The sequence below is a fragment of the Mycobacterium sp. 1164966.3 genome (genome assembly GCF_001665395.1).
Classification (GTDB): domain Bacteria; phylum Actinomycetota; class Actinomycetes; order Mycobacteriales; family Mycobacteriaceae; genus Mycobacterium.
In genome coordinates this window covers 69,508-89,273 of the sequence record NZ_LZSG01000069.1, presented here as the reverse complement: position 1 = coordinate 89,273, position 19,766 = coordinate 69,508, and the positions used below count along the sequence as shown (strand labels likewise).

The following is a 19,766-nucleotide window of genomic DNA, read 5'->3' as shown; positions in this document are numbered from 1 at the left end:
CGTTCCGGGGTGGTCAACACGTCAAAGGACAACTCACACAGGCGTTCCAGCTCAGCGTCGAGCACGTTAAAGACCTCGACGATCTCCTCACGACTGCTCGAACCCATGCCCCAAACTCTACGAAGACCCACCGACAAGAATCGCAATCGTGTGACCACTGAAACTAAAGTGGCACAAGGGATTACGTCGGCTGATGACCTAGCCCAGCCTGCGTCGGTAACGCACCTCCTCCATCTGCGCCCCCGCAATGGTTTTCGTCTGTCGACCGCCGTCTAACGCCCACCTGTCGCGCTCGTAGAACCATCGTGCACGGGAATTCCCATCCAGCACCCATAACGCGGCTTCGGTGAAACCGGCTCGGCGCAGCCCGTCTCGCGTGGCAATGATCAGCTGTCGACCCACGCCAGTGTCCCAATGATCAGGGTTTACATAGATTGCCCGCAGCTCACCGCAATTCGGCAATTCTTCGCCTCGATAAGGTCCGAACATGGCCAGGCCGCAGACGGTTTCGCCGTCCACCGCGACCAATGTCGTCGGCAACTCCGGCCCGGTACGCTGAAACGCGTATTTGGCGGCCCAGACTTCGGGTTTGAGACTGTCGAGGTAGGCCTGGGCGATCAGTCCCCGGTAGGCCACCTGCCAGGCCCGCACGTGCACGCGGGCTACCGCCAGGGAATCGTCTGGAGCGGCCGGGCGGATCTGCGTCAACCTTGGCGCCTGGACCGCGGGCGTTCGCTGGCGAAGCCGCGCACCACGTGCGCACGGACGAACTCGGCAATAACATCGGGATCGTCCATATCGCGAATCGGCGAAGCCGTGCTGAACAGCGAGAACAGTATGCGTGCGAACCATTCTCCGGCGGATTCGACGTCGAGGTCCTTGCGGACCTCGCCGGTGAGCTTGGCGGCCGAAAGGTACGGCGCGAAGAATTCGACACATTCGCGCAACAGCACCGCGGCGTCCTTGGTCAGCAACAGGCTTATCGCGTCTTCGTCGAAGTACTCTTCGGAGGCGATGGCCCGTCGCGCTTGGGTCACGAATACCGCTGCCTGGGAAAGCTTTTCCTCAAGGGAACTGCCGCGGTCCATCGCTCTGGACATCTCGCGATAGAACTGCTCGGAGGCCTGTTCTGCACAGGCTTCGAGAATGGCGCCCTTGTCCCGGAAGTACTCGTAGATCGTGCTGCGAGATATGTTTGCTTCCTTGGCGATATCGACGATCGTGGTCTTCAGCAAGCCGTACTTTCGGAAGCAGGCGTATGCCGACTCGAGGATGAGCTCGCGGGTCTCGGTCGCTTGAGTGAACGCAGGCGTCTGGGTCATCAGGGCATCAGGGCTCCTCGCGGCACAAGTTTGGACATCGTGCCTCCCTCAGTCGGCCCGAGCGAGGATCAGGCCGCTGGTCGGCACGCCGGTGCCCGAAGTTACCAGTACGTGTTCGACATGGTCGACCTGGTTGTACGAGGTGCCCCGCACCTGGCGCACGCCCTCGGTGATGCCGTTCATGCCGTGGATATACGCTTCGCCGAGAAGTCCGCCGTTGGTGTTGATCGGCAGTGCGCCGCCCAGCGACAGGTTCTCGACGGTCGCGAAGTACTTCGCCTCCCCGCGCCCGCAGAACCCGAGTTCCTCGAGCTGGGTGAACACAAAAGGCGTGAAATGGTCGTAGATGAAGGCGGTTTGAATGTCCTGCGGCTTGAGTCCCGAATCGCGCCACAGTTGCCGGGCGACCACCCCCATTTCGGGGAGACCGGTGATGTCCTCGCGGTAATAACTGGTCATCATCTCGCCATTGGCCGCCGCGCCCTGGGCTGCCGCGGTGATCACCGCCGGCGGCTGCCGTAGGTCACGAGCCCGCTCGGCACTGGTGACGACGAGCGCGACGCCGCCGTCGCTCTCCTGGCAGCAATCCAGCAGCCGCAACACGGGTTCGATGATCCAGCGCGAATTCTGATGGTCTTCCAGGGTGATCGGGCGTTGGTAGAACCACGCATCGGGGTTCCTTGCCGCATGCGCACGGTCGACGACCGCGATCCTGCCGAAGTCCTCATTGGTGACCCCGTACGTCGACATGTAGCGCTGGGCGTGCAGCGCGACCCAGGCTGCGGGAGTGAGCAATCCGAACGGCGCATAGTGCGCCATGAACAGCGGGGTCTCGGCGCTGGTGCGCCCGCTGCCGCCGAACCGGAAGCCGGAACGTTCGTTGAACGCACGCCAGCACACCACCACGTCGGCGACGCCGGTGGCGACGGCCATTGCCGCATGGACGACGGTGCCGGCCGCGGCACCGCCGCCGTGGTGGACGCGGCTGAAGAAACTCAGGTCTCCGATTCCGACGTTGCGGGCGATGTCGATCTCGTCGCTGGAGTCCATGGTGAACGTGACCATGCCGTCGACATCGGCGGGCGCCAGGCCGGCATCGTCCAGGGCGGCGCTGACCGCCTCGCATGCCAACTGCAGCTCGCTGCGGCCGGATTCCTTGGAAAACTCGGTCTGGCCGATTCCGACGATCGCCGCGGCGCCGGGCAGTGCGTTACTCACGCATCCGCTCCGTCGAGCAGGCTGAGGACCGCGGTGCCGGAGACGTGGTTGCCCAGGCTGTTGGCGCCCTGGAATGTCACCTCGATGAAGTTTTCACCTTCGGCGCCTTGGGTCTTACCGGTGACGCTGCCGGTGAAGCGCAGCGGGTCGTCCGGAAAACACGGCACGCCAAGGCGAATCGACAGGTTCTTGACCATCGCTTCCGGTCCGGCCCAGTCGGTGAGGAAGCGCACGCAATATCCGTTCGTCGTCAGGATGTTCATGAACAAGTTGGGTGAGCCCTGCTTGTTGGCGTAGTCGCGGTCGTGGTGCACCGGCATGAAGTCGCGTGACGCGATCGCTCCGGCGACGATCATTGTTGTGGTGATAGGGATTTCGAGTGGGGCCACCTCGTCGCCAACTGAGATGTCGGCCCACGTCAACGTGTCGCGCCTGGCAGTCGTCATGCGTGTCCTCCCGAATATGTAGCGCCGAGGCGGGCCAGCTGGGCGATCGGATCGGCGCCAAACAACAGCGTCGGGTAGGCGGGGGCCGGCGCCACGCTCCGCCCGATCTCGGCCAGCAGCACGCACAGTTCGACAAAGCCGCCGCCGTTCCCGCCAACCGACTGCGGCAGCGCGATCCCCAGCAGATCGGCGGCCGCCAATTCCCGCCACAACGCCTCGTCGTAGCGGACGCCGTCGGACTCCAACTCCGTCAACCGTTCCGGTGTGGCGCGGCGCTCGAACAGGTCGCGGACGAGTTTGGCGATCGTCTCCTGCTCTTCGCTGAACGTAAAGCCCATCGGGCGCTACCTATTCGCCGGCCGGAACTGGTGCAGCACCAGGTCCTCGAAGGATTGGTAGTAGACCTCGACCGGCAGTCCGGCTGTCACCTCGGACGGATCGATGTCGGTCAGGTTGGACACCAGCCGCACGCCTTCCTCGAGTTCCACCAGCACGACGATGTAGGGGTAGTCGAAGAACGGGAATCGCGGTTGGTGCGGCATTACGTAGCTGTAGACGGTGCCGCGGCCCGAGGACTCGACCGCATCCCAGTCCAGGGACCGGCAGTTGGGGCACATCGGACGGGGCGGGTGCCGCAGCTCCCCGCATCTGCCGCAGCGCTGGATTAGAAGCTTGTTGTCCCGCAACCCATTCCAGAAGAATTCGGTGTCCGCGCTGATGGTCGGCGGCAGTCGGGTGGCCATCAGCGTTCCGGCCTGAATCGCAACACCCGGAATCGCTGTCGGCCCAGCACCTCACCGTGCTGGTCGGTGTAGGTGGTCAGCCAGGTCAGGAAGAAACCGGTGCCCAGCGCCGTCTTCTTTTCGTCGGACACCGACTCGTAGACCGTTGTCGCGCTGATGACGTCGCCCAGCCGCGGGTAGCGTTCGATCTCGAATTCCGAGTTCGTCGCGACGGTACTGGTATAGCCGGCCTCGTCGAGGAATGCCGTTGGGTTGGATCTGATTTCGACGGGAGCGCCGCCGCGGTCACCGATTCCTTCGAGGATCGGCGACGGCATCGTCCAGGTTTGCAGCATCACCGGCGGCGACACGATACCCCCGAATCGCGAAGCGGCCGCGAACTCCGGGTCGAGGTAGACGGGGTTCATGTCGGCGAGCGCGTAGGCCCAGTGCCGGATCATCGGCTGATTCACCGGATCCGGCGCCACCGACGGCTTTCCGGTGCCACCGGTGGGCTGGCCGACGAGCGCCCGCACCTTGGCGCTGACGGTTTCTGTGTCGGTCACGTGTCCCTCCTCGTGATGGATCATGCCCTAGCTGCCCGCAGGTCGCGAGGTGCTCGCGGCATGAGCAACCCCGCCATCGCGATGATGTCGCGCCGAAGTTCGTTGGCACCACGCCGAACGTGTTGATCACCGCCATCCGGTATGCGGTTTCCAGCACACCGGCTCGGTGGCACGCAGCTCGCGGTACGCGGAGTAAGGGTCGCCGGCGTAGAAGTCGGGGGAGTGCAGGGGAAATTGCGTGCGCACGGGCGGCTCTCTCGCGATCATCCGACAGATGAGGCCAATCTGTCCTGCGAATTGTGTCTACTCTGAGCTAACCCCAGCTGTCAATACAGGCACAATATCTTGATATCGCGAGGAATTCACGTCGCCGATGATTGACGCCGTCGCCCAGCAGGTGTACACCAAGTGTTTAGATGACCGACATTGGTGAAGGCAGCCAGATGACCGAGCAAGCACTTGCAGTACCTCCGAAACTTGTCGACAGCTACCAGCTCTATATCGACGGGCGCTGGGTTGAGCCGGGGGACGGGCGGTACGACGACATTTCGCCGGCCACCGAGCAGGCGATCGCCGCCGCGCCGGACGCGAGTGTCGGCCAGGTCGCTGAGGCGATAGGCGCCGCGCGACAGGCCTTCGACGGCGGGCCGTGGGGCACCATGAGCCATCAGGAGCGCGCCGCGTGCCTCAACCAGCTCGGGGACGCGCTGATGAAACATGCCGACGAGTTCGCGGCGCTCTCACAGGTGGAGTGGGGCTGCACCGCGAACGAGCGGATCATGCAGATCGACGGTGCCGCGTTCATGTCCATGCATGCGGCTCAGCTCGCCACGCAGCTGGCCGACCAGGAGGTCACCGGGATCGGCGCCGGGAAGACCTTACTGCGCCACGAGCCCCTCGGGGTCGTTTCGATCCTGACGCCGTGGAACTTCCCCCACTGCCTGAACGTCATGAAGCTGAATAATGCTCTGGCGGCAGGCAATACGGTCGTGTTGAAGCCCTCGCCGCTGACGCCGCTGGCCGGACTCGCGCTTGCCAGGCTCATCGACGAGCACACCGACATCCCGCCGGGCGTGGTCAACGTCGTCACGCCTTCGGGCGTCGAGGCCGCCAAGCTGCTCACCACCGATCCGCGCATCGACATGATCAGCTTCACCGGCAGCTCGGTGGTGGGCCGCCAGGTGATGGCTGCGGCGGGCGACAGCCTGAAGCGGATCCTGCTGGAATTGGGCGGCAAGTCGGCGAGCATCATCCTCGACGACGCGGTGGTCACCGACGAGATGTTGCAGCAGATGCTGTTCGACTGCTGTTCCATGCATGCCGGACAGGCCTGCATCCTGCACAGCCGCTTGCTGCTGCCCGATTCGCTGCACGACGACGTCGTCGATCGGCTCGTCGCGCTGGCCCGTCAGGTGAAGGTCGGTGACCCCACCGATCCCGACGTGCAGATGGGGCCGCTGATCAGCGCCGCGCAGCGGGAGCGGGTCCAAGCGCACGTCGACGGCGCGCTCAGCGAGGGGGCGAAGCTGGTGACCGGTGGCGGCCGGCCGGCCGGCCTGGACGTCGGATTCTATTTCGAGCCAACGATTCTCACCGATGTGGACCAGAACTCGACGATCGCCCAGGAAGAGGTGTTCGGGCCGGTGTTGACGGTGCTGCGCTACCGCGACGACGACGACGCGGTCGCAATAGCGAACAACTCGCGGTACGGGCTTTCCGGTGCGGTGTGGGGCACCGATAGCGAACGCGCCGTCGGGGTGGCCCGACGCGTCCGCACCGGCCAGATCGCGGTCAACGGCGTCGGCCCCGGCGACGCCCCCTTCGGCGGATTCAAGCTGAGCGGACTCGGCCGCGAGGGCGGCGGCATCGGCGGGCTGCACCAGTACATGGAGAAGAAGGCCATCGGGGTTCCCGCGTGACGGGACCCCTCACCGGGCTCCCCTGCCGAGCACATAGCGCTCACATGCGAAGCTGCTCGGCATGACCGTCGCGATAGCCCGTCCCAAGCTCGAAGGAAACATTGCCGTCGGCGAAGACCGCCAGATCGGCTTCGCCGAGTTCGGGGCGCCGCAGGGGCGTCCTGTGTTCTGGCTACACGGCACGCCCGGCGCGCGCCGGCAGATTCCCACAGAGGCCAGGGTTTACGCCGACCAACACAACATTCGTCTGATCGGGTTGGACCGGCCCGGCATCGGCGCCTCCACACCACACCGGTACGAGACCATCGCCGCGTTCGCCGACGATTTGCGGGCCACCGCGGACACGCTCGGAATCGACAAAATGGCCGTCGTCGGCCTCTCCGGTGGCGGCCCCTACGCGCTGGCATGCGCCGCGCGGTTGCCTGACCGCGTGGTGGTGGCCGGAGTGCTCGGTGGCGTGGCGCCGACACGCGGCCCGGACGCGATCAGTGGTGGCGCGATGAACCTTGGTCTGCGGGTCGCGCCGCTGCTGAAGTTCGGGGGCAACCCGCTGCGGATAGGCGCGAGCATGCTGGTCCAGGCGATCCGGCCGGTGGCGTCCCCCGCGCTCGAGATCTATGCCCTGCTCTCGCCCGAAGCCGACCGGCACCTGCTGACCCGGCCCGAGTTCAAGGCCATGTTCCTCGACGACCTGCTCAACGGGAGCCGCAAGCAACTGGCCGCGCCGTTCAACGACGTGATCCTGTTTGCCAAGGATTGGGGGTTCCGGCTCAATGAGGTGAAGGTCCCCGTCCGGTGGTGGCACGGCGACCACGACCACATCATTCCGTTCGCCCATGGTGAGCACGTGGTAGCCCGGCTGCCCGATGCCGAACTATTCCACCTGCCCGAGGAAAGTCATCTCGCCGGACTCGGCCGCGGCGAAGAGATCCTGTCCACGCTGATGAAGATCTGGGACGAGCGGGCCTGAATTCCTGCTGCTGAAGGCGGCGGTGTGTCACCCTCGTAGCTATGGCACAGCCCGTGACCCGCGTCGTCGAAGTGCCCTCACTGGGCCTCTACCTCAGCGACGTACCGCGCGCGATGGCCGAGTACGGGGCGCTGATGACGGCATTGCCGCTGCACCGGGCGCTGCCCGCCGGCGACGGGCATCCGGTGCTGGTACTGCCCGGTTTCCTGGCCGCGGACGGCTCCACCTGGACGTTGCGTCGCATCCTGCGCCGTCTGGGATACCGGACGCACGGTTGGGGGCTGGGGCGCAACGTCGGCCCGACGCCCAAAGCGGTGGCCGGAATTTCCGATCGCTTGCACGAGCTGCGTACCCGGTACGACGCTCCGATCAGCCTGATCGGCTGGAGCCTGGGTGGCATCTTCGCGCGTGCGCTGGCCCGCCGTGAGCCGTCGTCGGTGCGCCAGGTGATCACGCTCGGCAGCCCGTTCCGCATGGACGACGCAGGCCAGTCCCGCGCCACGCGAACGTTCAACCGCTACGCACACCTGCACGTCGAACATCCGCCCCTACCGGCGGAATCCGAAGCCGAGCCGTTGCCGGTTCCGGCGACCTCGATCTACTCGCGCTACGACGGCATCGTCGCCTGGCAGACCTGTCTCGACACGCCGTCGGCGCGTGCGGAGAACATCGCGGTGCTGGCCAGCCACATCGGTTATGGCCACAATGCGGCCGTGGTCTGGGCCATCGCGGACCGGCTCGCTCAGCCGCTCGGCCAATGGACGCCGTTTCGGCCGCCGCCGGTGTTGCGGCCGTTGTTTCCGCGCCCGGACAGGCCTGATCGACGGGTCGACTCGCGGCTGCGGTTGGCGTAGCCGGTTGCGCCGCAGTCAAGGTTCGCGGCGCCCGCGGCGCTCGAACGGTCCCGGGTAGCCTCGCTGACGTGCTGCTAGCCTCGCTGAATCCTGCGGCCGCCACCGACCTCGGCGACGCGGTGAGCATCGACGCGGTCGTGCTGAGCCGCAGCGACTTGGTGGGCGCCGCCACGTCGGTGGCCGAGCGGGTCGCCGGTGCCCATCGAGTCGCGGTGCTGGCCACGCCGAGCGCGTCGACCGTGCTCGCGATCACGGGCTGCCTGATCGCCGGCGTGCCCGTCGTCCCGGTGCCCGCCGACATCGGCGTCACCGAACGCCGTCACATGCTCACCGACTCGGGTGCGCAGGTCTGGCTGGGCCCGGTACCCGACCAACCGGAAGGCCTGCCGCACATTCCGGTGCGATTGCACGCCCGTTCCTGGCACCGCTATCCCGAGCCGGCGCCGGATGCCACCGCGATGGTGATCTACACCTCGGGCACCACCGGGCTGCCCAAGGGCGTGCAACTGAGCAGGCGCGCAATCGCCGCCGACCTGGACGCATTGGCCGCCGCCTGGCAGTGGACGCCCGACGACGTGCTGGTGCACGGGTTGCCGCTGTTTCACGTGCACGGCCTGGTGCTGGGGCTGCTGGGGTCGCTGCGGGTGGGAAATCGCTTCGTGCACACCGGAAAACCGACGCCTGCGGGTTATGCAGCGGCCGGCGGCACTCTCTATTTCGGAGTCCCCACCGTGTGGTCGCGCGTCGTGGCCGACCGCGCTGCTGCCGAGGCGCTGCGGCCCGCACGACTGCTGGTGTCCGGCAGTGCCCCGCTGCCGGTGCCCGTGTTCGACCGGCTGGTCGAGCTCACCGGTCACCAGCCCGTCGAGCGCTACGGCAGCACCGAGTCGCTGATCACGCTGTCTACCCTGGCCGGCGGCGAGCGGCGCGCCGGCTGGGTGGGCCTGCCGTTGGCAGGTGTGCAGACCAGGCTGGTCGACGACGACGGGGAGCCCGTGCCGCACGACGGGGAAACCGTTGGAAAGCTTCAGGTTCGGGGCCCGACGATGTTCGACGGCTACCTCAATCGCCCGGAGGCCACCGCCGAGGCGTTTGACGCCGACGGGTGGTACCGCACCGGGGACGTCGCCGTCGTCGACGCGGGCGGAATGCACCGCATCGTCGGCCGTGAGTCGGTGGACCTGATCAAGTCGGGCGGATACCGCATCGGCGCAGGCGAAATAGAGACGGCGCTGCTCGGACATCCGGATGTCGAGGAGGTGGCCGTCGTCGGGCTGCCCGACGAGGATCTGGGCCAGCGGATCGTCGCGTTCGTGGTCGGATCTGCCGATCCAGATAACCTGATCAACTATGTCGCAGAACAGCTTTCAGCGCACAAGCGGCCGCGCGAGGTGCGCGTGGTGGACGCGTTGCCGCGCAACGCGATGGGCAAGGTGCTCAAAAAACAGCTGCTGTCCGACGGCTGATATGGGCTCGTTTCGGCGGCGAGCGCGCGCAAATGTACGCCTGACGCGGCGTGTCGGTGTACGTTTGCGCGCCGTCGCGGTGAGCCGGTTACGGTGCATACTGTGACGATCGCCGCCGGCCCCGGGGTCACCCCGATGCGGCGGGTAGCGGCTGCCTGCCTCGTCGGCTCGGCCATCGAGTTCTACGACTTCCTCATCTACGGAACCGCAGCGGCGCTGGTGTTCCCCGCAGTGTTCTTCCCGAACCTGCGCCCCGGGGTCGCCACGATTGCATCTATGGGCACATTCGCGACGGCGTTTCTGTCCCGCCCGCTTGGCGCGGCCGTCTTCGGTTACTTCGGGGATCGGCTGGGGCGCAAAAAGACTCTGGTCGCCACACTGTTGATCATGGCCGTGTCGACGGTCGGCGTCGGTCTGGTACCCAGCACCGGGACCGTCGGTACGGCCGCCCCGCTGATGCTTGTCGGGTTCCGGCTGCTGCAGGGCTTCGCCGTCGGCGGCGAGTGGGCGGGATCAGCATTGCTGAGCGCCGAATACGCGCCGCCCGACAAACGCGGCCGATACGGCATGTTCACCCTGATCGGCGGCGGTATCGCGGCAGTACTGAGCAGTGCGACCTTCCTTGGGGTGAACCTCACGATCGGCGAGCACAGTCCGGCGTTCCTGCAGTGGGGCTGGCGGGTGCCATTCCTGCTGAGTGGTGTGCTGATCGTCATCGCCCTGTACGTACGACTCAACATCAACGAGACCCCGGTATTCGCCGAGGAGAAGGCTCGCAACCTGGTACCCAAAGCACCGATCGCCGAGCTGCTGCGGCTGCAGCGCCGCGAAATCCTGCTGGTCGCCGGCAGCATCGTCGGCGCTCTGGGGTTCATCTACATGGCCAACACGTATTTGGCCATTTACGCCCACTCGCATCTGGGCTACTCGCGCAACTTCATCTGGTCGGTCGGCGCGCTGGGCGGGTTCGCGAGCATGACCTTCATGGCGATGTCGGCCATTCTGTGCGACCGGCTTGGGCGCCGTCGCGTGATGCTGGTGGGCTGGGCGGCGTGTCTGCCATGGTCGCTGGTGGTGATGCCGCTGTTGGATACCGGCCAGCCTGTGTTGTATGCAGTGGCGATCGTCGGCATGTGTACAGCCGCCGCGATCGGGTCCGGGCCCACGGCGGCGTTCATCCCGGAGCTATTCGCCACCCGCTACCGCTACAGCGGCTCGGCGTTGGCGCAGAACCTTGCCGGCATCTTCGGCAGTGCCTCGCCGCCGCTGATCGCCGGAACGCTGCTGGCAAGCTATGGCAGCTGGGCCATCGGCCTGATGCTGGCCGTCCTGGTGGTGACCAGCCTCATGTGCACCTACCTGCTCCCGGAAACCCAGGGGACCGCGCTCGCCGTGGATTAGTTGGCGATCGCGAGCGCGGCAGAGCCGGGCGAGGCAGGTCGCCACCATCGAGTTCCGTGGCGATCGCGAGCGCGGCAGAGCCGGGCGAGGCGGGTCGCCACCATCGAGTTCCGTGGCGATCGCGAGCGCGGCAGAGCCGGGCGAGGCAGGTCGCCACCATCGAGGCTAGTTGGCGTGCAGATCCTCGTTGAGCGCGATGCCCTGACCGTCGCGGGCCACCACCTCGACCGACCCGCTCAGTGAATTGCGCCGGAACAATAGGTTGCTGCCGCCGGAAAGCTCGCGAGCTTTGACCGAACTGCCATCGGGCATGGCGACTTTGGTGCCCGCGGTGAGATACAGGCCGGCTTCTACCACGCAGTCGTCGCCCAGCGAGATGCCCAGTCCGGCGTTGGCGCCCAGCAGGCACCGCTTGCCGATCGAGATCACTTCCGTGCCACCACCGGACAGCGTGCCCATGATCGAAGCACCGCCGCCGACGTCCGAGCCGTCGCCGACCACCACGCCCGCCGAGATGCGGCCCTCCACCATCGACGCGCCCAGTGTGCCGGCGTTGTAGTTGACGAAGCCTTCGTGCATCACGGTGGTGCCCGGCGCTAGGTGGGCACCCAGCCGCACCCGGTCGGCGTCGGCGATGCGGACCCCGGTGGGCATGACGTAGTCGACCATCCGGGGGAACTTGTCGACCCCGTACACAGTCACCGGCCCGTGGCGGCGAAGCCGCGCCCGCACCGCCTCGAAACCGTCGATCGCGCACGGTCCGCGACTGGTCCACACCACGTTGGTCAATATCCCGAACAAGCCGCCGGCGTTCAGCCCGTGCGGTGCCACCAGCCGGTGTGAGAGCAAATGTAACCGCAGGTAGGCGTCGTAAGCGTCGGCGGCGACGTCGTCCAGCGAGCCGATGACCGTGCGGACCGCGACGATCTCGACGCTGCGGTCGTCGTCGCGGCCGATCAGCGCGGCCAGCTCGGGAGGAACGTCGGAGACCGCCAGACGGGTGGTGGAGCTGGTGCCCGACTCGGTCAGTTCCGGTGCCGGAAACCAGGTGTCGAGGATCGATCCGTCGGAGGCGAGCGTCGCCAACCCAATACCTGCAGCTCCAGTCACGCGGTCAGGTTACTTTCCTGGCCGAGCAGGGCCCACACCGGAGGGAGGGGAACACAAAAGCGCCCGACACGCCGATGAAAGAGGTGCTTTTTCTTCTCCTCGGCATACTGGTGACCGTGCTGGACTTGCGCGGGGACCCGATCGAGCTGACCGCAGCGCTGGTCGACATCCCCAGCGAATCACGCGACGAGGCGCGCATCGCCGACGAGGTGGAAGCTGCGCTGCGCGGCCAGACGTCCGGCTTCGAAGTCATCCGCAACGGCAACGCCGTGTTGGCGCGCACTGCGCTGGACAAGCCGACGCGGGTGCTGCTGGCCGGCCATCTGGACACCGTGCCTGCGGCCGGGAACCTGCCAAGTCACCGGGCGAGCGGCGAGCTGCACGGTTGCGGTACCGCGGACATGAAATCCGGCGACGCGGTCTTCCTGCATCTCGCGGCGACCGTCGCCGAACCCGCACACGACCTGACGCTGGTGTTCTACGACTGCGAGGAAATCGACGCTGCGGCAAACGGTTTGGGCCGCATCGAGCGTGAGTTGCGGGACTGGTTGACGGCCGACGTGGCGATTTTGGGCGAGCCCACCGCCGGCTACATCGAAGCCGGCTGCCAGGGCACGCTGCGGGTGGTGATCAGTGCCGCCGGAACGCGTGCGCATTCGGCACGGTCTTGGTTGGGCGACAACGCAATTCACAAGCTGGGCGCGGTGCTGGACCGGCTGGCCGGGTACCGGGCGCGAAGTGTCGACATCGACGGATGCACATATCGCGAGGGACTGTCGGCGGTGCGCGTCGACGGTGGTGTGGCCGGCAACGTCATTCCCGACGCGGCTTCGGTGACCGTCAATTTCCGCTTCGCCCCTGACCGGACGGTGCCCGATGCGCTGCAGCACGTGCATGACGTCTTTGAGGGGCTCGACGTGCGGATCGAGCAGACGGACGCGGCGGCGGGTGCGCTGCCCGGCCTGTCCGAGCCCGCGGCAAAGGCTTTGGTGGACGCTGCCGGCGGGCAGGTCCGGGCGAAGTACGGGTGGACGGATGTGGCCCGGTTCGCGGCCTTGGGCATACCGGCGGTCAACTACGGTCCCGGCGACCCCAATCTTGCGCATCGCCTTGACGAGCGGGTGCAGGTCGAAAAGATCACTGACGCAGTGGAGATGCTGCGCGGCTATCTCAGCGACTGAGCACCCGTTGCGCCTGCGCGGCGGCATCGGCAGCCGCCGCGCGCATCCCGACCGCCGCAAGGTCTTCCGACACCGTTTGTAGCGCCGCGCCATCACCGGCGGTCAACGCCCGGGCATGCGCGAGCGCGATCTGCCCTACGGCACAGTAAATTTCACTAGCCAGCTGTCCGAGCGGATCTACGGCGCGTTTGTCGCCGAGCCGAACGGCGTCATGCCAGGCGGATAGTGCCACCGCGGACTGCCCGGCGCGCTCCGCCGTCCGGGCCGCCTCACGTGCGGCGGTGATCGCGCCCGTGATGTCGCGGCCCGTCGCGCGGGTCCACGCACGCGCCAGTCCGAGTTCTGGCGCGAACAATGCCGACTTGGTTCCGTGCCGAGCTTCGGCGCGCCGCAACGCCTTTGCCGAGGCCGGTATGTCTCCCTGCTGGGCCCGGGCGGTCGCCAACAACATCAGTGACAGCGGACCCCAAGAGTATCCGGTGCGCTCCAGGGTCGCCGCTGCCGGTTCTAAAAGCGCTGCGGCCGGGGCGAATTCGCCACGAACTAGCAACACGTGAGCCAACAACACCTCGCCGATGGCGCGGCCGGGCTGCTGCAGCTCGGCGAAGTCGGTGAACCGCTGGGCCAGCGCCTGTGCCTGCGTGATCTCGCCCGCCATCAGCAACGCCGTAATCTGGCCGAGGCCGACGGTGAATCGCAGTAGCCCGGGATGCTCGGCGGTCGAGGCCTGCTCGGCAAGCCGCTCGACGTCGTCGAACCGGCCCATCCGCGCGGAGCACAACGCACCCGCGCTGGCCGCCCAGGCGACCGCCATGTCGCCGGCGGGCGGCCCCGACAGCACCTCGGTGGTTAATGCGATGGCGCGCTTGAGGTTTCCGGCATTCATGGCGAACGTGGCGGTCAGCGCATCCAGACTGCTGCGCGCCGCCGGGTCGGTGACCCGGTTGCGGGTGGTCTGCAGGAACGCCGTCGCCCGCTCGGGCTCGCTGAGCATCCAGAACTGGTTCGCCGCGCGCGGCACCGCCCAGGCCATCAGTTCGGTCTCCGACAATCCGGCGGGATCGACCGCCGCAAGCACCGCGCCCGCTTCGCGACCGCGGCCCTGCCAGCTCAGGGCGTATGCCAGCGGCAGGCGCGCGGCCAGTCCGCCCGACCGATCCACCGCCGAACGCCCGAACCGCTCGGCGAGCACCATGTCGCCCAGCCGCAGCGCCTGCTGGGCGGCTTCGACCACTTCGTCCACCGATTGCTGAGCGTCGCTATCGAGGGCCAGCGACGCCAGTCGCAGCCGGTCGCTGAGATGGTCCGGGGGGTCCTGCGACAGCAAAGTCACCAACTCGGTACGCCGCAGGCGCGCGCCGTCCGCACCGAGCGCGGCGAGCGCTCGTTCGGCGAAGAGCGGGTGTGCCGTGTAGACCATCGGGTCGACCGCGCGTCCGCCGGGCACCCGGGTTTCCGCCGCGCCCCACTGCTCGGCCTGGGCCACCGCGCCCTCACCGGCGAGGACCGTCAAATTGGCCAGCGACAGCGGCTCCTGCACGGCGAGACAGTCCAGCACCGACCGAGCGGCCGCGGGCAGCTCGGCGATGAACGCGTCGACCTCGGCCGGCCCGGCCGGCCCGGACGCCCTCCCCGAGCCGCTCGGCGGCTCGATGTCGATCCGGCGAAGCAGTCCGTCGGTCCACAGCGCCGCGATCGCATCGGGCGCCGCGTCAGCGCGAGCCGTGACGATCATCCGGGCCGCACCGCCCAGCGCCAACTGGTACACCAGGGTGGCCGACAGGACGTCGAGATGATGCGCGTCATCGACGACGAGCAGCAGGTCACCCTCGCGACCGTCGCGGGCCAGCGAAGCACGGGCCGCCCGCAGCAGCGCGGCCGGCTTGCCTAGGTCGGCGATCTCCACCAGATGGCTGAAGGCGCCGAACGGGACCACGCGTTCGGTCGGAGTGCCGGTGACCCAGCGGGTGACCGTAGTCGGATGCTCGGCGGTGAAGTTTTCGGCGGCCAGCCGCGCCAACGTGGATTTGCCGACGCCGTCGGGTCCGAGTACGACGGCGCCCTTGTCTCCCACGCAGCCCTTCAGCTGCTCTAAGGCGGCTTCATGCTCCGGGACGTTCCACCGAATCGGCACCTGCCGAATCTTATTGCGTGTGGTGACCGGACGGCATGGGCGCTGGCCCCGACTGTGGGTGGCGCCGACCTTGGTTTACCTTTGGCGGGTATGCGCCCGAAACGCGAATCCTCCAGCGAGTGGGCGGTTTGTGTGTTCTGCGCTGCCACGCCGACGCACCCCGACTTGCTCGAGCTGGCCGCCGACCTCGGCGAGGCGATCGCCGAGCGCGGCTGGACATTGGTGTGGGGCGGCGGGCGCGTTTCGGCCATGGGTGCGCTGGCCAGCGGCGCTCGGGCTCGCGGTGGGCGGACCGTCGGCGTTATCCCGCAAACCTTGATGCGGCGCGAGATCGCGGACACCAACGCCGACGAGCTGATCGTCACCGACACGATGAGCGAGCGGAAGCAAGTGATGACCGACCGTGCCGATGCGTTCATCACGTTGCCGGGCGGCATCGGGACCGTCGACGAGCTGTTCGACGCGTGGACGTCGGGTGTACTCGGGCTGCACGACAAGCCGATAGTGATGCTGGACCCCTGGGGGCACTACGAAGATTTGTGGATCTGGCTGAACCGACTGCTCGACGACGGATACATCTCGCAGCTAGCGATGGAGCGGTTGGTGCTGGTCGATAAGGTGGGTGCCGCAATCAAGGAGTGCCAGCCGGACGGACCCGCCTGAGGTCGATCGGCGAACTGCCCCAAGGAGGGATCACGTGTCCGATCACGACGGCGGAGCGCGCAGCGCGATCAGGCTGACCGATATCGCCACTCGGGTACCGGGCGTCCTGGCGGACCTGCCGGTGATCCTGCGGGGGGCACTGACCGGCCTGTCGGCCCAGCCGAACTCCAAGAAGTCGATCGGCACGGTTTTTCAGGAGCGGGCGGCCCGGTACGCCGACCGGGTCTTCCTGAGGTTCGGCGAGCAGCAGCTGACCTATGCCGAGGCCAACGCGACCGTCAACCGCTATGCCGCGGTGCTGGCGGCGCGCGGCGTCGGCCACGGCGACGTGGTGGGCGTCATGCTGCGCAACTCGCCCAACGCGGTGTTGACGATGCTGGCCACGGTCAAGTGCGGCGCCATCGCCGGCATGCTCAACTACCACCAGCGCGGCGAGGTGCTGGCGCACAGCCTGGGGCTGCTGGACGCCAAGGTGCTGGTCGCCGAGACCGACCTGGTCAGCGCCGTCACCGAGTCCGGCGGCGCGGGCGCAACCGAGGCGCTGACCATCGAGGACCTGGAGCGATTCGCGGTGAGCGCTCCGGCCGCCAACCCGGCATCGGCGTCGGCGGTGCTGGCCAAAGACACCGCGTTCTACATCTTCACCTCGGGCACCACCGGCTTTCCGAAGGCCAGCGTGATGACCCATCGCCGGTGGCTGGCCGCCCTGGCCGGCTTCGGTGGGCTGGGGTTGCGACTGAAAAGCTCTGACACGCTGTACAGCTGCCTGCCGCTGTACCACAACAACGCGCTGACGGTCGCGGTGTCGTCGGTGATCAACTCGGGATCGACACTGGCGCTGGGCAAGTCGTTCTCGGCGTCGCGGTTCTGGGACGAGGTCATTGCCAACGACGCCACGGCGTTCATCTACATCGGTGAGCTGTGCCGGTACCTGCTCAACCAGCCGCCCAAGCCGACCGATCGCAAGCACAAGGTGCGCGTGATCGCCGGGAACGGGCTGCGTCCCGAGATCTGGGACGAGTTCACCGAGCGCTTCGGTATCGAGCGGGTGTGCGAGTTCTACGCCGCCAGCGAGGGAAACACCGCCTTCATCAACATCTTCAACGTGCCCAGGACCACGGGCGTCTCGCCGACGCCGCTGGCCTACGTGGAGTACGACCCGGACACCGGCGCGCCGCTGCGCGACGAGAGCGGGCGGGTGCGCCGGGTGCCGTCGGGACAGCCGGGGCTGGCGCTCAGTCCGGTCAACAGGCTGGCGCCGTTCGACGGCTACACGGACAAGGCGTCGAGCGAAAAGAAGCTGGTGCGCAACGCCTTCAAGGAGGGCGACTGCTGGTTCAACACCGGCGACGTGCTGAGCCCGCAGGGGATGGGGCATGCCGCGTTCGTCGACCGGCTGGGCGACACCTTCCGCTGGAAGGGTGAGAACGTGGCCACCACGCAGGTGGAAGCGGCGCTGGGTTCCGACGCTTCCGTCGAGGAGTGCACGGTCTATGGCGTCGAGATCCCGCGGACCGGTGGGCGCGCCGGGATGGCCGCTGTCCAGCTGCGCGACGGCGCCGAATTCGACGGCCAGTCCCTGGCCCGCACCGTCTATGACCAGTTGCCCGCCTACGCGCTGCCGCTGTTCGTGCGGGTGGTCGAGACGATGGAGCACACGTCGACGTTCAAGAGCCGCAAGGTGGAGCTGCGCGACCAGGCTTACGGCTCCGAGGTCAAAGACCCGTTGTACGTGCTGGCCGGCCGCGACGAGGGCTACGTGCCGTTCTACGGCGAATATCCCGAGGAAGTAGCGGCCGGGCAGCGGCCGAAGGGCTGAAAGGCCTGCCGCCTAATCGGTAGCCCTGGATGCAGGCTCGATCCATCCCCGGACCGGGTTACCAGGCACTATGGAGGGCGTGCGTTCCACACCGCCGGCATCCGCCGGCCTATCCACGCTGTGCGGCCGGCCGGTCGCAGGTGATCGCGCGCTGATCATGGCGATCGTCAACCGCACCCCGGATTCGTTCTACGACCGTGGCGCGACTTTCAGCGACGAAGCTGCCAGGGCCGCCGCCCACCAGGCCGTCGCGGACGGCGCCGATGTGATCGACGTCGGCGGCGTCAAAGCCGGCCCCGGCCAAGACGTCGACGCGGACACCGAGATCGCCCGGCTGGTGCCCTACATCGAATGGGTCCGCGACGCCTACCCGGACCAGTTGATCAGCGTCGACACCTGGCGTGCCGAGGTGGCCAGGGTGGCCTGCGCGGCCGGTGCGGACATCATCAACGACACCTGGGGAGGCGTCGACCCGGCGCTGCCCGAGGTGGCCGCCGAATTCGGCGCCGGCCTGGTGTGTTCGCACGCCGGCGGCGCGCAGCCCCGTACGCGTCCGTTCCGGGTGAGCTACGGTACGACTACCCGCGGTGTGGTGGACGACGTGATTCGCCAGGTCACCGATTCTGCCGAGCGGGCCGTCGCGGCCGGCGTGGCCCGTGACAGAGTGCTGATCGACCCGACGCACGATTTCGGCAAGAACACCTTCCACAGCTTGCTGCTGTTGCGCCACGTGGCCGATCTTGTTATGACCGGTTGGCCCGTGCTCATGGCTTTGAGCAACAAGGACTTCGTCGGGGAGACTCTGGGCGTGGAATTGACCGAACGGCTCGAGGGAACACTGGCGGCCACCGCGCTGGCGGCGGCCGCCGGAGCACGAATGTTCCGGGTGCATCAGGTCGCCGCTACCAGGCGGGTGCTGGAGATGGTGGCCTCGATCCAGGGGACGCGCCCGCCTGCGCGCACGGTGAGGGGACTGGCATGACCGCATCGGAGCTGGTCGGTGAGCTCACCAGTGATGTCGCAAGGCCGGCCGACGCCTGGCTGGCCGAGCGCAGCTGGAACCGGCCCAGCTGGACGGTCGCCGAATTGGAAGCGGCGAAGGCCGGGCGGACGATCTCGGTGGTGCTGCCGGCCCTCAACGAGGAACAAACCGTCGAATCGGTGATCGACAGCATCTCACCGCTGGTGGATGGCCTGGTCGACGAGCTGATCGTGCTGGACTCGGGCTCGACGGACGACACCGAGATCCGCGCGATCGCCGCCGGCGCCCGCGTCGTCAGCCGGGAACAGGCCTTGCCCGAGGTCCCGACGCGACCCGGCAAAGGTGAGGCGCTGTGGCGCTCACTCGCCGCCACCAGCGGCGACATCGTGGTTTTCGTCGACTCCGACTTGATCAACCCGCACCCGATGTTCGTGCCGTGGCTGGTGGGCCCGCTGCTCACCGGCGAGGGCATCCACCTGGTCAAGGGCTTCTACCGGCGCCCCCTACGGGCGAGTAAGGGGGACAGCGAGGCGGCTGAGGCTTCGACGGGGGGCGGGCGGGTCACCGAACTGGTGGCCCGGCCGCTGTTGGCGGCGCTGCGGCCGGAGCTGGGTTGCGTGTTGCAGCCGCTGGGCGGCGAGTACGCCGCCAGCCGGGAACTGCTGACGTCGCTGCCGTTCGCGCCGGGCTACGGGGTGGAGATCGGCCTGCTGGTGGACACCTTCGACCGGTTGGGCCTGGACGCGATCGCGCAGGTCAACTTGGGTGTGCGGGCGCACCGCAACCGGCCGCTGACCGAATTGGGCGCGATGAGCCGCCAGGTCATTGCGACCCTGTTCTCGCGCTGCGGGATCCCTGACTCGGGGGCCGGGCTGACGCAGTTCTTCGCCGAGGATCCCGCCGGTTATGGCTACCACAACTACACGCAGATCACCTCAGAGGTGTCCCTGGTGGACCGGCCACCGATGAATGTGTTGCGCCCACGCTGAGACA

Annotated in this window: 18 protein-coding genes and 3 pseudogenes; 10 read left to right on the top strand and 11 right to left on the bottom strand. The window is 67.5% G+C overall.

From position 1 onward, the window contains the following. Window positions 1-198 precede the first annotated feature (198 nt). From A9W99_RS24965 to A9W99_RS27905, 9 genes and pseudogenes are all read right to left on the bottom strand, one after another. Complete coding sequence (locus A9W99_RS24965; protein ID WP_067384856.1) at window positions 199-708, bottom strand: GNAT family N-acetyltransferase; 510 nt, start codon at window positions 706-708, stop codon at window positions 199-201. Next, on the bottom strand, window positions 705-1,322 hold the full coding sequence (locus tag A9W99_RS24960; RefSeq protein ID WP_067384853.1) for a TetR/AcrR family transcriptional regulator: 618 nt from the start codon (window positions 1,320-1,322) through the stop codon (window positions 705-707). The genes A9W99_RS24965 and A9W99_RS24960 overlap by 4 nt, the downstream gene beginning before the upstream one ends. Window positions 1,323-1,370: 48 nt before the next feature. Then, window positions 1,371-2,540 carry a lipid-transfer protein gene (locus tag A9W99_RS24955; RefSeq protein WP_067384850.1) on the bottom strand — a complete coding sequence of 390 codons (1,170 nt, stop codon included), beginning with the start codon at window positions 2,538-2,540 and terminating at the stop codon, window positions 1,371-1,373. Continuing rightward, window positions 2,537-2,986 carry a MaoC family dehydratase gene (locus A9W99_RS24950; protein ID WP_067384847.1) on the bottom strand — a complete coding sequence of 150 codons (450 nt, stop codon included), beginning with the start codon at window positions 2,984-2,986 and terminating at the stop codon, window positions 2,537-2,539. Before A9W99_RS24950 ends, A9W99_RS24955 begins: the two co-directional genes overlap by 4 nt. Before the next feature lie 38 nt (window positions 2,987-3,024). Then, window positions 3,025-3,324, bottom strand: a pseudogene (locus tag A9W99_RS24945) (acyl-CoA dehydrogenase family protein); the annotation flags it as partial. A gap of 6 nt (window positions 3,325-3,330) precedes the next feature. Then, complete coding sequence (locus A9W99_RS24940; RefSeq protein WP_067384841.1) at window positions 3,331-3,729, bottom strand: Zn-ribbon domain-containing OB-fold protein; 399 nt, start codon at window positions 3,727-3,729, stop codon at window positions 3,331-3,333. Next, window positions 3,729-4,274, bottom strand: a complete 546-nt coding sequence (locus A9W99_RS24935) for a MaoC family dehydratase N-terminal domain-containing protein (RefSeq protein WP_067384890.1) — start codon at window positions 4,272-4,274, stop codon at window positions 3,729-3,731. The genes A9W99_RS24940 and A9W99_RS24935 overlap by 1 nt, the downstream gene beginning before the upstream one ends. A gap of 20 nt (window positions 4,275-4,294) precedes the next feature. Continuing rightward, a pseudogene (locus A9W99_RS27510) lies at window positions 4,295-4,434 on the bottom strand (acyl-CoA dehydrogenase); the annotation flags it as partial. Beyond that, a pseudogene (locus A9W99_RS27905) lies at window positions 4,407-4,541 on the bottom strand (cytochrome P450); the annotation flags it as partial. The pseudogenes A9W99_RS27510 and A9W99_RS27905, both read right to left, overlap by 28 nt. 176 nt (window positions 4,542-4,717) lie before the next feature. Here A9W99_RS27905 and A9W99_RS24930 point away from each other — a divergent pair. The 5 genes from A9W99_RS24930 to A9W99_RS24910 all read left to right on the top strand — a co-directional run bounded on the left by A9W99_RS24930 (window position 4,718) and on the right by A9W99_RS24910 (window position 10,884). Continuing rightward, window positions 4,718-6,193 (top strand): aldehyde dehydrogenase family protein, encoded by a 1,476-nt coding sequence (locus A9W99_RS24930; RefSeq protein ID WP_067384887.1) that lies wholly within the window; start codon window positions 4,718-4,720, stop codon window positions 6,191-6,193. Between the two features lie 61 nt (window positions 6,194-6,254). Further along, entirely contained in the window at window positions 6,255-7,163 is a 909-nt protein-coding gene (locus A9W99_RS24925) for an alpha/beta fold hydrolase (protein ID WP_067384839.1), read from the top strand. A gap of 41 nt (window positions 7,164-7,204) precedes the next feature. Beyond that, window positions 7,205-8,017 carry a triacylglycerol lipase gene (locus A9W99_RS24920; RefSeq protein ID WP_067384836.1) on the top strand — a complete coding sequence of 271 codons (813 nt, stop codon included), beginning with the start codon at window positions 7,205-7,207 and terminating at the stop codon, window positions 8,015-8,017. A 68-nt stretch (window positions 8,018-8,085) separates the two neighbouring features. Then, window positions 8,086-9,483 (top strand): acyl-CoA synthetase, encoded by a 1,398-nt coding sequence (locus tag A9W99_RS24915; protein WP_067384833.1) that lies wholly within the window; start codon window positions 8,086-8,088, stop codon window positions 9,481-9,483. A 135-nt stretch (window positions 9,484-9,618) separates the two neighbouring features. Further along, window positions 9,619-10,884, top strand: coding sequence for an MFS transporter (locus A9W99_RS24910; RefSeq protein WP_067384884.1), 1,266 nt, complete (start codon window positions 9,619-9,621; stop codon window positions 10,882-10,884). A 165-nt stretch (window positions 10,885-11,049) separates the two neighbouring features. Here the strand turns inward: A9W99_RS24910 and dapD are convergent, their stop codons facing one another. Continuing rightward, a complete protein-coding gene (gene dapD, locus A9W99_RS24905; RefSeq protein WP_067384830.1) occupies window positions 11,050-11,994 on the bottom strand; it encodes a 2,3,4,5-tetrahydropyridine-2,6-dicarboxylate N-succinyltransferase in 945 nt (314 codons plus the stop codon). A gap of 116 nt (window positions 11,995-12,110) precedes the next feature. Here dapD and dapE point away from each other — a divergent pair, with 116 nt between their 5' ends. Beyond that, window positions 12,111-13,175: a succinyl-diaminopimelate desuccinylase gene (dapE, locus tag A9W99_RS24900; protein WP_067384881.1), complete on the top strand. Its 1,065-nt coding sequence runs from the start codon at window positions 12,111-12,113 to the stop codon at window positions 13,173-13,175. On the opposite strand, the gene A9W99_RS24895 is transcribed toward dapE, so the two are convergent. Then, window positions 13,165-15,309 carry an AAA family ATPase gene (locus A9W99_RS24895; protein ID WP_067384827.1) on the bottom strand — a complete coding sequence of 715 codons (2,145 nt, stop codon included), beginning with the start codon at window positions 15,307-15,309 and terminating at the stop codon, window positions 13,165-13,167. The two genes, dapE and A9W99_RS24895, sit on opposite strands and share 11 nt — an antisense overlap. Before the next feature lie 90 nt (window positions 15,310-15,399). Between A9W99_RS24895 and A9W99_RS24890 the strand changes: the two genes are divergently transcribed. The 4 genes from A9W99_RS24890 to A9W99_RS24875 all read left to right on the top strand — a co-directional run bounded on the left by A9W99_RS24890 (window position 15,400) and on the right by A9W99_RS24875 (window position 19,762). Then, a complete protein-coding gene (locus A9W99_RS24890) occupies window positions 15,400-15,972 on the top strand; it encodes a TIGR00730 family Rossman fold protein (RefSeq protein WP_067384824.1) in 573 nt (190 codons plus the stop codon). A gap of 34 nt (window positions 15,973-16,006) precedes the next feature. Then, a complete protein-coding gene (gene fadD6 / locus A9W99_RS24885; protein WP_067384821.1) occupies window positions 16,007-17,791 on the top strand; it encodes a long-chain-acyl-CoA synthetase FadD6 in 1,785 nt (594 codons plus the stop codon). A gap of 70 nt (window positions 17,792-17,861) precedes the next feature. Next, on the top strand, window positions 17,862-18,773 hold the full coding sequence (folP, locus tag A9W99_RS24880; RefSeq protein ID WP_067384817.1) for a dihydropteroate synthase: 912 nt from the start codon (window positions 17,862-17,864) through the stop codon (window positions 18,771-18,773). Next, window positions 18,770-19,762 carry a glucosyl-3-phosphoglycerate synthase gene (locus A9W99_RS24875; protein WP_067384814.1) on the top strand — a complete coding sequence of 331 codons (993 nt, stop codon included), beginning with the start codon at window positions 18,770-18,772 and terminating at the stop codon, window positions 19,760-19,762. Before folP ends, A9W99_RS24875 begins: the two co-directional genes overlap by 4 nt. Window positions 19,763-19,766: the final 4 nt, after the last annotated feature.

Bases quoted from the DNA above. Each gene is read 5' to 3' on its own strand.
- A9W99_RS24875 (WP_067384814.1), top strand. From the start codon at position 18,770: ATGACCGCATCGGAGCTGGTCGGTGAGCTCACCAGTGATGTCGCAAGG.
- A9W99_RS24890 (WP_067384824.1), top strand. From the start codon at position 15,400: ATGCGCCCGAAACGCGAATCCTCCAGCGAGTGGGCGGTTTGTGTGTTC.
- A9W99_RS24940 (WP_067384841.1), bottom strand. From the start codon at position 3,729: ATGGCCACCCGACTGCCGCCGACCATCAGCGCGGACACCGAATTCTTC.
- folP (WP_067384817.1), top strand. From the start codon at position 17,862: ATGGAGGGCGTGCGTTCCACACCGCCGGCATCCGCCGGCCTATCCACG.
- A9W99_RS24910 (WP_067384884.1), top strand. From the start codon at position 9,619: ATGCGGCGGGTAGCGGCTGCCTGCCTCGTCGGCTCGGCCATCGAGTTC.
- A9W99_RS24930 (WP_067384887.1), top strand. From the start codon at position 4,718: ATGACCGAGCAAGCACTTGCAGTACCTCCGAAACTTGTCGACAGCTAC.
- A9W99_RS24960 (WP_067384853.1), bottom strand. From the start codon at position 1,322: ATGACCCAGACGCCTGCGTTCACTCAAGCGACCGAGACCCGCGAGCTC.
- A9W99_RS24920 (WP_067384836.1), top strand. From the start codon at position 7,205: ATGGCACAGCCCGTGACCCGCGTCGTCGAAGTGCCCTCACTGGGCCTC.
- A9W99_RS24925 (WP_067384839.1), top strand. From the start codon at position 6,255: ATGACCGTCGCGATAGCCCGTCCCAAGCTCGAAGGAAACATTGCCGTC.
- A9W99_RS24950 (WP_067384847.1), bottom strand. From the start codon at position 2,986: ATGACGACTGCCAGGCGCGACACGTTGACGTGGGCCGACATCTCAGTT.